Below are 13,108 nucleotides of genomic sequence, written 5' to 3'. Positions count from 1 at the left end.
CGTCCGGCATAAGCCGGACCTCGCGCCCGGAAAACATGCCGCCCCTTAGCGGCACCCGGGGTTTATATGAAGCGGGGCATGGTCAAGGGGCCATGCCAGGACCTGCCGGTCGAGGAATGTTTTAAGCCCGGTCGGTCCAACAGAGGTTAGACAATGTTCAACATTCATCGCAAAGAACTCACCTGGGGCGGCCGCAAGCTTGTCCTGGAAACCGGCCATGTTGCTCGCCAGGCCGATGGCGCCGTAATGGCGACCTATGGCGACACGACCGTGCTCTGCACCGTTGTGGGCGCCAAGTCGGCCAAGCCGGGGCAGGACTTTTTCCCGCTCACGGTGAACTATCAGGAAAAATACTTCGCTGCCGGCAAGATCCCCGGCGGCTTCTTCAAGCGCGAAGGCCGCCCGACCGAGAAAGAAACCCTCGTGTCGCGCCTTATCGACCGCCCGATCCGCCCGCTTTTCATCGATGGCTTCAAGAACGAAGTGCAGGTTGTCTGCACGGTTCTGAGCCACGACCTTGAAAACGACAGCGACATCGTCGCCATGGTTGGCGCGTCTGCTGCCCTCACCCTTTCCGGCCTGCCGTTCATGGGCCCGATTGCTGGCGCCAAGGTTGGCTACACGGATGGCAAATACATCCTCAACCCGACGACTGAAGAGATCAAGGAAAGCGCCCTTGAACTCGTGGTTGCCGGTACTTCGGACGCTGTTCTGATGGTCGAATCCGAAGCGAAAGAGCTTTCGGAAGAAGTCATGCTCGGCGCCGTCATGTTCGGCCATGCCGAAATGCAGCCGGTGATCAATGCGATCATCGAGCTTGCTGAAGCGGCCGCCAAAGACCCGTGGGAACTGCCGGAACCGGCTGACCTGTCGGCTGTTGTCGCGCGCATCAAATCGGTTGCCGAGGCGGACCTCCGTGCTGCTTACGGCATCACCACCAAGCAGGACCGCGTGAAGGCGATCAAGGCTGCGAAAGAGAAAGTCTTCGCTGACCTCGCCGACGAGATCGAATCGAACGACGCCCTCTCGGCGACCGTCGTAGGCGAGCTCCTGAAGGCGCTTGAAAGCGATATCGTCCGCAACTCGATCCTCGACACCAAGAAGCGTATCGACGGCCGTGATCTCGATCAGGTCCGCCCGATCGTTTCCGAAGTCGGCATCCTGCCGCGTACCCACGGTTCGGCGCTCTTCACCCGCGGTGAAACGCAGGGTCTCGTGGTTGCCACCCTCGGCACCGGCGAAGACGAGCAGATCATCGACGCCCTTGAAGGCAGCTACCGCTCGGCCTTCATGCTGCACTATAACTTCCCGCCCTATTCGGTGGGTGAGTGCGGCCGCATGGGCGGCGCCGGTCGCCGCGAAATCGGCCACGGCAAGCTCGCATGGCGCGCTGTTCAGGCCGTTCTGCCTGAGAAGGAAGCCTTCCCCTACACGATCCGTATCGTGTCGGAAATCACCGAATCGAACGGTTCGTCCTCGATGGCATCCGTTTGTGGTGCTTCGCTCTCGATGATGGATGCCGGCGTGCCGATCACCCGTCCGGTTTCGGGTATCGCCATGGGCCTCATCAAGGAAGGCGACCGTTTCGCGGTTCTCTCCGATATCCTGGGTGATGAAGATCACCTCGGCGACATGGACTTCAAGGTAGCCGGTACCGAAGCGGGCATCACTGCCCTGCAGATGGATATCAAGATCACCGGCATCACCAAGGAAATCATGGAAGTCGCGCTCAACCAGGCAGCTGGTGGCCGTGCCCATATCCTTGCCGAGATGAGCAAGGCCCTGACCGGTGCCCGCGGCGAGCTTTCGGCTCACGCCCCGCGCATCGAAACCATGAAGATCCCGACCGACAAGATCCGTGAAGTGATCGGCACCGGCGGCAAGGTGATCCGCGAGATCGTGGAAGTCACCGGCGCCAAGGTGAATATCGAAGACGACGGCACCATCAAGATCGCCTCGTCGGACGCCGCACAGATCGAAGCCGCCCGCAACTGGATCATTGGCATCGTGGCCGAGCCGGAAGTTGGCAAGATCTATCACGGCAAGGTCGTCCGCATCATGGAATTCGGCGCCTTCGTCAACTTCATGGGCAGCCGCGACGGCCTCGTCCATATCTCGGAACTGAAGGAAGACCGCGTCGAGAAGGTCACCGATGTGGTGAACGAAGGCGACATGGTTTACGTCAAGTGCCTCGAGATCGACGGCAAGGGCAAGGTTCGCCTTTCCATGCGTGTCGTGAATCAGGAAACCGGCGAAGAAGACCCGAACGCGCGTCCGGCCAAGGCTGCCCCCTCGGGCGACCGTGGTGATCGTGGCGACCGCGGCGAGCGTCGTCCGCGTCGTGACCGCGACTAAGCCTTTGGTTTCGGCCATAGACTTTCGTTAAACAAATTGAAGCCGGCATGGGGTATAATAGCCCCGTGCCGGTTTTTCTTTCTTAAGGGGGACGGCGCGTGTAGGGTTGCGCCGACTAGGGAGAGTGTTGGATGAGCTTTTCTATCAATTCCATTCGCCTCGGCGGCAAGGAAGTGCTGCCACTGATCGAAGGCGGCAAGGGTGTCGCGATTTCGACCGGCGCGAGCTCCGGCCCGTGGGCGGCGGCTGGTGGCGTTGGCACCATCTCGGCGGTGATCGCCGATCAGTATGACGCGCACGGCAATGTGGTGCCCCACGATTACAAGGGCCGCACCCGCGCCGAGCGCCACGACGAAATGGTCGATTTCTCGATCAAGGGCACAATCGACCAGATCCGCAAGGCGTGGGATATTTCGAACGGGCAGGGCCTGATCAATATCAACATGCTGTGGGAACTCGGCGGGGCGCAGCGCGCGCTGCATGGCATCCTTGAAAAAACCAAGGATATGGTGCACGGCGTCACCTGCGGGGCAGGCATGCCCTACAAACTCGCCGAACTCGCCGCGAAATACGGTGTCCATTATTATCCGATCGTTTCTTCGGGCCGCGCCTTCAGCGCGCTCTGGAAACGTGCTTACAAAAACGTGTCCGAGCTTCTGGGCGGTGTCGTTTACGAAGACCCGTGGCTCGCCGGCGGCCATAACGGCCTCTCGAACGCCGAAGACCCGACCAAACCCGGTGACCCGTACCCGCGCGTGGCGGAACTGCGCCGCATCATGCGCGAGCTCGGCCTCGATCATGTGCCGATCATCATGGCGGGCGGCGTGTGGAACCTGAAGGAATGGGACCACTGGATCGATAACAAGGAAATTGGCCCGGTGATGTTCCAGTTCGGCACCCGGCCGCTTCTCACCAAGGAAAGCCCGATTTCCGACAAGTGGAAGCAGAAGCTGATGTCGCTGAAACCCGGCGATGTGCTGTTGCAGAACTTCAGCCCGACCGGCTTCTTCTCGAGCGCGATCAAGAACAGCTTCCTTGGCGAGCTGGTGGAGCGTTCCCGCCGTCAGGTGAATTTCCGCGCCACCCAGGACAATGATTTCGATACCGAAATGACCATTGACCGCAAACGCTATTTCTTCCGGAAGTCGGATGAGCAAAGCGTGATGGAATGGCTGAAAGCCGGCTTCGACCGCGTGATGAAAACCCCGGACGACAGCCTGATTTTCGTGACGGGCGACAAGGCCGGCGAAATCCGCAAGGACCAGGCCGACTGCGTGGGCTGCCTGTCGCAGTGCCGTTTTTCGAGCTGGGCGGACAATGAAAAGCATTCGACCGGGCGACTGGCCGATCCGCGCAGCTTCTGCATCCAGAAGACGCTCGATGACGTGGCCCACGGCGGCAGTGTTGAAAACAACCTCGTTTTCGCCGGCCACAATGCCTTCCGCTTCGCCGAAGACCCCTTCTATTCAAACGGCTTCGTGCCCACCGTGAAGCAGCTCGTGAACCGGATCATGGAAGGCGACTGATCGCCTGACCAGTTATAGAGACGACAAAAGGGGCGCCCGGTTGGTGCCCCTTTTTTGTATTGCTGCCTTTTCCCCGGAAATCTGCGAGACTTTAGTAAATAGCGGCTATCGAAGAAAATAGAGGGGGAGTATGTCGCGATATCTGCAATTGATATGCGCTGGAATTTGCAGCCTCACTTTGCGTTCGGCCGACATAGCAGCTTCCGATGAAATCACGATTTCGTCGGAGGTGACCCCTACGTTTATGGGCGGCGAGTTTCGCGGCTGTTCCGTAAATTTCGAAGCTGCTAGACGCGATGCCGAGTATGGCAGCGGCAAACTCGCGTACATTTCTGGTTCTATAAACGTGTACGCATTGCCTGAAAAAGTGCCGGCAGTAATGTTGAAACTTGGGATTCGCTATGAGGATGATCCAGTAAGATATCTGGCGCCATCTGAACTGTACCTAATAAACGGATATAAGACGAATAAGTCAGAATTTGTCAGGACGATGGATGCAGAGCAGACGGGCTTTAAGTTATCTGTATATGAATTTGGCAACGAAACCATTGCCGCGCTAATTGAACCAGTTATTTCTGAGGCTCAAATAACGGTCGGGTACACTCTCGATGACGGGCAGCTTTTAGCAAAATTCCCGATTGATCTGCGTATGCGGAATTTGAATTTTAGCAAAGCTGAGGAGAGTACGATCGACGAACAGGCCCCAAGGACGTGGCTTAACTGCTTGAACGAACTATTCTCGGTAGCTATGCGAGATCTATCAGGGCAGTGACTCTTTCCGTCACTCCACCATCCCCTTCGGCCACGTGATCGTGAACGCACCGCGTAGCTCCCCGACCTTGAAGCCGGTGGCGGCGTCGGCGGGGTAGCGGGCCTTGATGGTGGCGAGAAGGGCGGGGTCGACGGCCTCGCCGTGGCAGGCAGCACACTGGGGCTTCAGGGGGATCGCACGCATATAGTGCAGGGTGGCCATGGTGCCCGTGGCGTCGGCTTCGGCCCACACGCGCTCCGCCGGTTTGCCGGTGTCGTCCACGGGCGCTTCGGCCATCACGATCAGCATGGCGCGTTCGGTGGTGGTGGGGAAGGCATCGGGGTTACGCACCCTGAGGGACGTGCGCGCCACTTTCGCACCGGATTCTTCTGAAAGGTTTGCAGCAATTTCTGGCGCCACCTCGGCGCAGACCTCGATGGCGGCGGTGGGCCCGCCCGCTGCGAGCGCCGCCTGCAACTGCGCCATCAGTTCGGCCTGATAGCGGTCAGCGAGCGCCGCCGAGCGCGCCTTCAACGTCGCCGCGTCATAGCCTTCGTCCGCTGCCGCCGCCGGGGTCAGCGCGAACGCCAGTGTCATCAGGGTCGGGAGAAGGGCCTGCCGCATCGTCTGCCTCCGTGAATTCCGCCACCATCTTTGGATGATAGCTGAAAAGCACGCGGCCAGCCATGCGACAAAAATGCCGTGAGACACCGTTTGGATGGCATCTCACGGCAGTGGGAGAATTTTCAGGCCGCTTTGCCGTCGGATGAGGCCGGGCTGCCGCGCCATTCCATATAGCAATCGGTGCCTGCGTAGGCGTCGCCCGAAGGGTTGGTGCCGGTGACGAAGCCCAGCGCTTCATAAAGGCGCATGGCGGCGGTCAGCTTGGTGTGGGTTTCCAGATAAAGCCGGGTGCCGCCTTGGGCGCTGAACCAGTCGATCACCGCTTCGCACAGCAACCGGCCGAGCCCCAGCCCGCGTGCGGCGGGGGTGACGCCAAGCTTGGTCAGCTCATATACGCCGCCGCCATCGGCGCGCACCGCCACGGTGCCGACGGCAACCCCGTCCTTGAGCGCGAAGAAGACCTCGCCGCCGCCCGCCAGGATTTCGTCTTCAGGGTTTGAAAGAACGGCGCGGTGCTTGGGCTCCACCGTGAAATGCTCTTCGAGCCACGCGATATTGATGTCGTAGAAAGCCGCTTTGTAGGCCAGGTTCCAGCCGGTGAGGCGGATATCGCTCATGTCACGCCGCCTTCTCGCCCCGGAAGGCCGGGCTGCCGCGCCATTCCATATAATAGTTGGCGCGCTCGTAGGGGCTTGGGATCAAGGGTTCCATCGCCACGAAATCGAGCTTTTCATACAGCCGGATGGCGGGCTGCAGCAATGTGTTCGTCTCCAGGAACAGGAGCCGCCCGCCGCGCGCTGTGAAGCGCCGGATGGTTTCCTCGCACAGTGCTTTGCCCATGCCGCCGCCGCGATACTCGGGCGAGACGCCAAGCTTGGTCAGCTCGAACGCGCCTTCGCCGTATCGCTCCTTCGGCATCGGCTTCAGGGCCACGGTGCCAAGGGCCTTGCCCGCGACGACCGCGAAGAAAACCTCGCCGCCTTTCGACAGGATCGTGCCTTCGGGATCGCTGAGCACGGCTTCGTCCACCGGCTCCATGACGAACCATTTGCGCACCCATTCGGCATTCAGGTCATAGAAGGCCTGCCGGTAGGCCACGTCATAGGGGACGATCTCGAACGGCGGGGGCGCGGCAGTGGCCAGCTTTTCGCTGATGCGGGCGTGCAGGCCCTTTGATTTGAGCGCGTCTTCCATGGCGGTGACGGCACCCAGGAAATCAAAGCCGGATTCGGCGATCACATCCTTCACGCTCGCTTCCACCGCCGCCCAAATCGGCCGGCTTCTGGTGACGAGCGCCTCGCCCTTCGCGGTCAACCGCACCAGTTTCTGGCGCGCGTCATCCGCCGTTTCGGTATCGATAAGGCCAAGCGACATCAGTTTCTTCACCGTCTGGCTCACCGCCGAATGGGTGAAACCGGCAAGCGCGCCGATCTCGCCCATCGGCATCGGCCCGCGCTCGGCAAGCGCATAGATCACGTAAAACCAGCTGGCCTTGAAGGTGAGGCTGCTTTCGGCATAAAGCCGCTCCACATCGGGGCTCATGCGGTCAATGAGCCGCCGGAGCCGGGTGCCGATGCCGAGTTCAGTGAAAAGTTCTTCGTTCGTTGTCATGACTCGGGTGTCCGTTCAGGGGATTTATGTAAGAAATTATGTAAGAACTTACATATACTGTCAAACGGGATTTGCGGCCGGGCGGAGCGGGCCGTCACAAGCTTATGTTATTCCAGTGTTTCTTCCGGGTAGACGCCCCACAGGTGGCGGCGCTCGATCCAGCCTTCGGTGCCTTCGATCTCCAGCCGGCACCAGTCACCCTGACAGGCGCGAGTCCAGCCGATGACGCCGGCATCGGCGGTCAGCACCACGCGGGACGCGGCGTCGGGGTCGCTATGGAGTTCAAGCTTCTTGCCGACCAGCATCGCCGAGCGTTTGGACGACAGAAGCCGCACATGCATCCAGCCTGTGGTGCCTTCAATGTCGCGCACCTGCCGCCAGGCGCCGTGCTCGTCGATAATCTCGAGGGGCAGGTGGCGGCGGTTATAGACCCAGGCAACAGGATATTGCAGCCCCGGCCCGGTGCGCAGATAGGCGACTTCAGGCGACAATGAGACAAAACGGGGCAAGGGGTTGCCGCTCGGCCCCACGTCTGCGGCGTGGGCAGTGTGCGTCAGCATCATGAGCTTCGCGACGATCACGAGCGCAAGGATGATCCGGCCGGGCTTCAAGGTCCTGTTTCCTCTGCTATCGGTTGGGCTTCTTGGCGTTTGAAAGCGCCGCCCCCTTCTGCTATCAACCTTGAACGTCAGGCTGCAAGCCCCGGAGGCGGGCAGGTCGCTAGAAAAGGTTATTTTACCGCATGAGTCAAACAGGAAACCGGCGCGAGCGCCCCAAGGTCGCCGTCACCCGCAAGCTTCCCGACAGCGTCGAAACCCGCATGGCGGAACTTTTTGATGTGACGCTCAATCTCGCGGACGAGCCGCTTTCGAAAGAAGCGCTGAAAGCCGCCGTTGCCACCGCCGATGTCCTTGTGCCGACCGTGACCGACACGATCGACGCCGAGGTGATCGAAGCCGCGGGTGAGCAGCTGAAACTGATCGCCAATTTCGGCGCCGGGGTCGACCATATCGACCTGAAGGCCGCCCACAAGAAGGGCATTGTCGTCACCAACACGCCGGGCGTGCTGACCGAAGACACCGCCGACCTTGCGATGGCGCTGCTGCTTTCCGTGCCGCGCCGCATTTTCGAGGGCGAGAAGATCCTGCGGTCGGGCCACTGGACCGGCTGGACCCCGACTTTCCTGATGGGGCACCGCATTCAGGGCAAGCGCCTTGGCATCATCGGCATGGGCCGTATCGGGCAGGCCATCGCGCGCCGCGCCCGCGCCTTCAACATGGCCGTCCATTATCACAAGCGCACCCGCCTGCCCGCACAGGTGGAAGCCGAGCTGGAGGCGACCTATTGGGCCGATCTCGACCAGATGCTCAGCCGGATGGATTTCGTGTCCGTCAACTGCCCGCTGACGCCCGAGACGCATCATCTTCTGAACCGCGACCGGCTGAAGAAGATGCAGCCCCATTCGGTGATCATCAACACGGCCCGCGGCGAGATCATCGACGAGGAAGCTCTGGCCGACATGATCGAGGTCGGGCGGCTCGCCGGAGCCGGCCTTGACGTGTTCGAGGAAGAGCCGACGATCAATCCGAAGCTTCTTTCGCTCGACAATGTCGTTCTGTTGCCGCATATGGGCTCGGCAACGATCGAGGCCCGGGTGGCGATGGGCGAGAAGGTGTTGATCAATATCCGCACCTTCATGGACAACCACCGGCCGCCGGACCGTGTGCTGCCGCTTTGACGCGGCACCGGACCGAACGACAGATTTGAATGAGAATCCCCGGTTGCCGGGCGGGTCTAACTGCCTGTCCGACAACGGCTTATAGTGAAATGACCGAACGGCCATGACCCTGCAGAAGCATATCCGCAACTTTTCCATCATCGCGCATATCGACCACGGCAAGTCCACGCTTGCCGACCGCCTGATCCAGGCGACGGGCGGCCTGACCGACCGCGAGATGAAACAGCAGGTGCTTGATTCGATGGAAATCGAGCGCGAACGCGGCATCACCATCAAGGCGCAGACCGTTCGCCTGCAGTACAAGGCGAAGGACGGCGAGACCTATATCCTGAACCTGATGGATACCCCCGGTCACGTCGACTTCGCCTATGAGGTCAGCCGCTGTTTGGCCGCGTGCGAAGGGTCGCTCCTTGTTGTCGACGCCAGCCAGGGCGTGGAAGCCCAGACGCTCGCGAACGTTTATCAGGCGATCGAGAACGATCATGAAATCGTGCCCGTCCTCAACAAGATCGACCTGCCGGCCGCCGAGCCCGAGCGCGTGCGCGAACAGATCGAGGATGTGATCGGCATCGATGCCTCGGACGCCGTGCTGGCCTCCGCCAAATCCGGCATCGGCATCGACGAGACGCTTGAAGCCATCGTCACCCGCCTGCCGGCCCCGGAAGGCGACCGCGAGGCGCCGCTCAAGGCCATGCTGATCGACAGCTGGTACGACACCTATCTCGGTGTTGTCGTGCTTGTGCGGATCATCGACGGCGAGCTCCGTAAGGGCCAGACCATCAAGATGATGGCGGCCAAGAGCGAGCATTATGTCGACCGCGTTGGTATCTTCACGCCGAAGGGTGTGGCCGTGGATGTGCTAGGCCCCGGCGAGGTCGGTTTCTTCACCGCCTCGATCAAGGAAGTGGCCGACACCCATGTGGGCGACACGATCACCGATGTGCGCAAACCCTGCGAAACCGCGCTGCCGGGCTTCAAGCCCTCGCGCTCGGTCGTCTTTTGCGGCCTCTTCCCGGCGGATGCCGACGAATATGACCATATGCGTGACGCTATGGCGAAACTGCGCCTCAACGACGCCTCGTTTGAATATGAGCCCGAAAGCTCGGCCGCACTCGGCTTCGGTTTCCGCTGCGGCTTCCTTGGCATGCTTCACCTCGAGATCATCCAGGAACGCCTGAGCCGCGAGTTCGACCTCGACCTCATCACCACGAGCCCGAGCGTTATCTACAAGATCCACCTGACCGACGGCACGATGATCGAGCTGCACAACCCGGCCGACATGCCGGATGTGGTGCGCGTCGATTATGTCGAGGAACCCTGGATCAATGCGACGATTCTGGTGCCGGACGAGCATCTGGGCGCGGTCCTCAAGCTTTGCGAAGAGAAGCGCGGTATTCAGACCGACCTCACCTATGCCGGCAACCGTGCGATGGTGAAATACCGCCTGCCACTCAACGAAGTTGTGTACGACTTCTATGACCGGCTGAAGTCGGTCAGCCGTGGTTATGCCAGCTTCGACTATGACTTCGATGTCTATGAAGAATCGGATCTTGTGAAGATGTCGATTCTTGTGAACGCCGAACCCGTGGATGCACTTTCGATGTTGGTCCACCGTTCAGCCGCCGAGTCGCGCGGCCGAGCCCTCTGCGAACGGCTCAAGGATCTCATCCCGCGCCAGCTTTTCAAGATTCCGATCCAGGCAGCCATCGGCGGCAAGGTCATCGCTCGCGAGACCATTTCGGCACTCCGCAAGGACGTGACCGCAAAATGCTATGGCGGCGACGTCACCCGCAAGAAGAAGCTATTGGAAAAACAGAAGAAAGGTAAAGCGCGGATGCGCATGTACGGGAAGGTGGAAATCCCGCATGACGCGTTTATTGCCGCCCTAAAGATGCGCGAAACGAAATAGATTTCGCGCCAACCGGCAACCTTTCGCAGGCGTCGTTACTGGAACCTTTACCCAATTTTGTGCGGGTTTTGTGCATATTTACTGCCTGTTAACGCAAACTGTAGTACAAGGGTATTGCTGATACAGCAAATTAGCTCCCTTGATCTGACTGTGTCGCGCGGAACCGTCCTCCTCCCCCGAGAGCGGTTCCGCATTTTTTTTGTGCAGCAAAAATCAGCGCTGGAAACCGGGACTCCAGGTCACGCCGGTGAGCGCGGTGATCAGGTCGGCGCCGAAAACGATGGCACCGAGGGCACCCGTGAACATCAGGAAAAAAGGCGGCACCAAGGGCAATTTGCCCGGCGTGTAGCGGCGCTCCTTCCAGAAGCCGATGGCGGCCACGACAAGCGAAACGGCCACGCCGATCATATCCCCGTTCGCGGTCATTACTTCTTTCCCTCTATAGCTTTGGTTCAGGGCCGGACCGCATGAGGTTGACACCCCTTCACCCGGTGCTAGGCTCCGGGCCAAACAATCATGTGGGGGATATCATGCGCCTTTTAAAGTCTGCAATTCTTGCAAGCATCATTCTCGCTCCGGCGGCCATTGGCGACGACGCAGCGAAGGGCAAGTTCATCGAACTTGAAGACATGTTCAACATCGAATATGCCGCCGGCCCGCAGTTGATGCCGGATGGCAAGTCGGTGGTTTACGAGCGCCGCTCCAGCGACATCATGACCGATGGCACCCGCGTCAATCTGTGGGTCGCGCCGCTTGATGGCTCGGCGCAGCATCCGCTTCTGTCGGGCGAGAAACAGTATCGCAGCCCGCGCCTGTCGCCCGATGGCACCCGCCTTGCCTATATCTCCAACGAGGAAGGCAGCAACCAGCTTTATGTGCGCTGGCTGAAAACCGGCGACACTGCACGCCTTACCAACCTGCAGGACGGCTTTGGCCAGATCGCATGGGCGCCGGATGGCAAGTCCATCGCTTTCGTGATGGATGTGAAGGCCGAGCAGAAGCCGCTATTCAAGGGCATGCCGGCAAAGCCCGAGGGCGCCAAATGGGCGGGCCCCGCGAAAGTGATCGAGGCCCCGCAATATCGTGGCGACGGGCAGGGTTATTTCGATGTGGCCCACAGCCAGATTTTCGTGATTCCGGCCGACGGCGGCACCCCGCGTCAGGTCACCTCCGGCGACTATCAGCATGGCGGCCGCCTTGCGTGGACGGCAGACGGCAAGGAAATACTGTTCGGCAGCCTGCGCATCGAGGACGCTGAATATGCGGGCCGTGAATCCGAACTCTATGCTGTGAACGTGGAAACCGGTGATATCCGCCAGCTGACCGACCGCAAGGGCCCGGACTTCCGCCCGTCGATCTCGCCGGATGGCAAGCGGGTGGCATGGCTCGGATTCGACGAGGACACCCGCAGCAACCGTGAAAACCGGCTCTATGTGATGGACCTCGATGGCGGCAAGCCGCAGGGCCTGACCGACGACCTGGATCGCGGCATCAATGATTTCGAATGGGCGCTGGACGGCAAGAGCCTCTATGTCTCCTACGACGATCACGGCAAGGCGCTTGTTGCCAATGTGGACCTCAAGGGCAAACGCAATGTGCTGACGGACGCGCTTGGCGGCCAGTCGATCGGGCGCCCCTACACAAGCGGCGAGTTTGTGCCGGTGCCGGGTGGTGTTGTCATCACCATGGAACGCACCGACCGCCCGGCTGACCTCGCTCTTGTCGGCAAGGGCGGCAAGCCGAAGCTCCTGACCGCACTGAATGAGGATCTCCTTGGCCACAAGACGCTGGGTAAGGTTGAGGAACTGTCGTTCAAGTCATCGGTCGATGGTCGCGACATCCAGTTCTGGACAGTCACCCCGCCGGACTTTGACCCGAGCAAGAAATATCCGCTGATTCTGGAAATCCACGGCGGGCCGTTCGCGGCTTACGGCCCGGCTTTCTCGGCCGAGCTGCAGGCTTTTGCGGCCAAGGGCTATGTCGTCGTCTATGGCAACCCGCGCGGCTCGACCTCTTACGGCGAGGATTTCTCGAACCTCATCGACCGTGATTATCCGAGCAAGGATTATAACGACCTGATGGATGCGGTGGACGCGACCATCGCCAAGGGCTTCATCGATGAAGACCGCCTGTTCGTGACCGGCGGTTCGGGCGGCGGCGTGCTGTCGGCCTGGATCATCGGCCATACCGACCGTTTCCGTGCGGCCGCTGTGGTGAAGCCGGTGATCAACTGGCTGTCCTTCTCGCTGACCTCGGACGGGTATCTGCACTACAGCAAATACTGGCTGAAGGGCACGCCGTGGGACGAGCCGATGGATCTCTGGAAGCATTCGCCGCTCGCCTATGTCGGCAATGTGAAAACCCCGACGATGATCATGACGGGTGAAGTGGATTACCGCACCCCGATGTCGGAAACCGAGCAATATTACCAGGCACTCAAATACCGGAAGATCGATGCCGCGATGGTGAAGATCCCCGGTGCGAGCCACGGCATCGCCGCGCGTCCGTCGAACCTTGTGCAGAAGATCGGTCATATCCTCGCCTGGTTCGAACGCTATGACGTGAAAAAAGACGACGCCAAAAAGGATTGATCC

Annotated in this window: 11 protein-coding genes; 6 read left to right on the top strand and 5 right to left on the bottom strand. The window is 60.4% G+C overall.

Going from position 1 to position 13,108, the window contains the following annotated elements; all coding sequences use genetic code 11:
• Window positions 1-153: 153 nt before the first annotated feature.
• The 3 genes from pnp to OU694_RS09140 all read left to right on the top strand — a co-directional run bounded on the left by pnp (window position 154) and on the right by OU694_RS09140 (window position 4,653).
• Window positions 154-2,355: a polyribonucleotide nucleotidyltransferase gene (gene pnp / locus OU694_RS09150; RefSeq protein ID WP_308910696.1), complete on the top strand. Its 2,202-nt coding sequence runs from the start codon at window positions 154-156 to the stop codon at window positions 2,353-2,355.
• Window positions 2,356-2,486: 131 nt separating this feature from the next.
• Window positions 2,487-3,881, top strand: a complete 1,395-nt coding sequence (locus OU694_RS09145; RefSeq protein WP_308910695.1) for an NAD(P)H-dependent flavin oxidoreductase — start codon at window positions 2,487-2,489, stop codon at window positions 3,879-3,881.
• 130 nt (window positions 3,882-4,011) lie between these two features.
• Complete coding sequence (locus OU694_RS09140) at window positions 4,012-4,653, top strand: hypothetical protein (RefSeq protein WP_308910694.1); 642 nt, start codon at window positions 4,012-4,014, stop codon at window positions 4,651-4,653.
• 9 nt (window positions 4,654-4,662) lie between these two features.
• Here the strand turns inward: OU694_RS09140 and OU694_RS09135 are convergent, their stop codons facing one another.
• From OU694_RS09135 to OU694_RS09120, 4 genes are all read right to left on the bottom strand, one after another.
• Complete coding sequence (locus OU694_RS09135) at window positions 4,663-5,256, bottom strand: Tll0287-like domain-containing protein (RefSeq protein WP_308910693.1); 594 nt, start codon at window positions 5,254-5,256, stop codon at window positions 4,663-4,665.
• A 122-nt stretch (window positions 5,257-5,378) separates the two neighbouring features.
• On the bottom strand, window positions 5,379-5,873 hold the full coding sequence (locus tag OU694_RS09130) for a GNAT family N-acetyltransferase (protein ID WP_308910692.1): 495 nt from the start codon (window positions 5,871-5,873) through the stop codon (window positions 5,379-5,381).
• Between the two features lies 1 nt (window position 5,874).
• Complete coding sequence (locus OU694_RS09125; protein WP_308910691.1) at window positions 5,875-6,867, bottom strand: bifunctional helix-turn-helix transcriptional regulator/GNAT family N-acetyltransferase; 993 nt, start codon at window positions 6,865-6,867, stop codon at window positions 5,875-5,877.
• A 107-nt stretch (window positions 6,868-6,974) separates the two neighbouring features.
• On the bottom strand, window positions 6,975-7,478 hold the full coding sequence (locus OU694_RS09120) for an SH3 domain-containing protein (RefSeq protein ID WP_308910690.1): 504 nt from the start codon (window positions 7,476-7,478) through the stop codon (window positions 6,975-6,977).
• A 131-nt stretch (window positions 7,479-7,609) separates the two neighbouring features.
• Between OU694_RS09120 and OU694_RS09115 the strand changes: the two genes are divergently transcribed.
• Window positions 7,610-8,605: a 2-hydroxyacid dehydrogenase gene (locus OU694_RS09115; protein WP_308910689.1), complete on the top strand. Its 996-nt coding sequence runs from the start codon at window positions 7,610-7,612 to the stop codon at window positions 8,603-8,605.
• 103 nt (window positions 8,606-8,708) lie between these two features.
• A complete protein-coding gene (gene lepA, locus OU694_RS09110) occupies window positions 8,709-10,514 on the top strand; it encodes a translation elongation factor 4 (protein WP_308910688.1) in 1,806 nt (601 codons plus the stop codon).
• Between the two features lie 213 nt (window positions 10,515-10,727).
• On the opposite strand, the gene OU694_RS09105 is transcribed toward lepA, so the two are convergent.
• On the bottom strand, window positions 10,728-10,940 hold the full coding sequence (locus OU694_RS09105; RefSeq protein WP_308910687.1) for a hypothetical protein: 213 nt from the start codon (window positions 10,938-10,940) through the stop codon (window positions 10,728-10,730).
• Window positions 10,941-11,044: 104 nt separating this feature from the next.
• Between OU694_RS09105 and OU694_RS09100 the strand changes: the two genes are divergently transcribed.
• Window positions 11,045-13,105 carry a S9 family peptidase gene (locus OU694_RS09100; RefSeq protein ID WP_308910686.1) on the top strand — a complete coding sequence of 687 codons (2,061 nt, stop codon included), beginning with the start codon at window positions 11,045-11,047 and terminating at the stop codon, window positions 13,103-13,105.
• Window positions 13,106-13,108 lie beyond the last annotated feature (3 nt).

The sequence above is a fragment of the Pseudokordiimonas caeni genome, assembly GCF_026719705.1.
Classification (GTDB): domain Bacteria; phylum Pseudomonadota; class Alphaproteobacteria; order Sphingomonadales; family Kordiimonadaceae; genus Gimibacter; species Gimibacter caeni.
The sequence above is the reverse complement of the archived record's forward strand: the minus strand, read 5'-3'. Positions and strand labels throughout refer to the sequence as shown.

What these genes read in the sequence shown, in the direction of transcription:
- OU694_RS09105 (WP_308910687.1), bottom strand. Translation starts at nt 10,940, where the DNA reads ATGACCGCGAACGGGGATATGATCGGCGTGGCCGTTTCGCTTGTCGTG.
- OU694_RS09135 (WP_308910693.1), bottom strand. Translation starts at nt 5,256, where the DNA reads ATGCGGCAGGCCCTTCTCCCGACCCTGATGACACTGGCGTTCGCGCTG.
- OU694_RS09140 (WP_308910694.1), top strand. Translation starts at nt 4,012, where the DNA reads ATGTCGCGATATCTGCAATTGATATGCGCTGGAATTTGCAGCCTCACT.
- pnp (WP_308910696.1), top strand. Translation starts at nt 154, where the DNA reads ATGTTCAACATTCATCGCAAAGAACTCACCTGGGGCGGCCGCAAGCTT.
- OU694_RS09125 (WP_308910691.1), bottom strand. Translation starts at nt 6,867, where the DNA reads ATGACAACGAACGAAGAACTTTTCACTGAACTCGGCATCGGCACCCGG.
- OU694_RS09145 (WP_308910695.1), top strand. Translation starts at nt 2,487, where the DNA reads ATGAGCTTTTCTATCAATTCCATTCGCCTCGGCGGCAAGGAAGTGCTG.
- lepA (WP_308910688.1), top strand. Translation starts at nt 8,709, where the DNA reads ATGACCCTGCAGAAGCATATCCGCAACTTTTCCATCATCGCGCATATC.
- OU694_RS09130 (WP_308910692.1), bottom strand. Translation starts at nt 5,873, where the DNA reads ATGAGCGATATCCGCCTCACCGGCTGGAACCTGGCCTACAAAGCGGCT.
- OU694_RS09100 (WP_308910686.1), top strand. Translation starts at nt 11,045, where the DNA reads ATGCGCCTTTTAAAGTCTGCAATTCTTGCAAGCATCATTCTCGCTCCG.
- OU694_RS09115 (WP_308910689.1), top strand. Translation starts at nt 7,610, where the DNA reads ATGAGTCAAACAGGAAACCGGCGCGAGCGCCCCAAGGTCGCCGTCACC.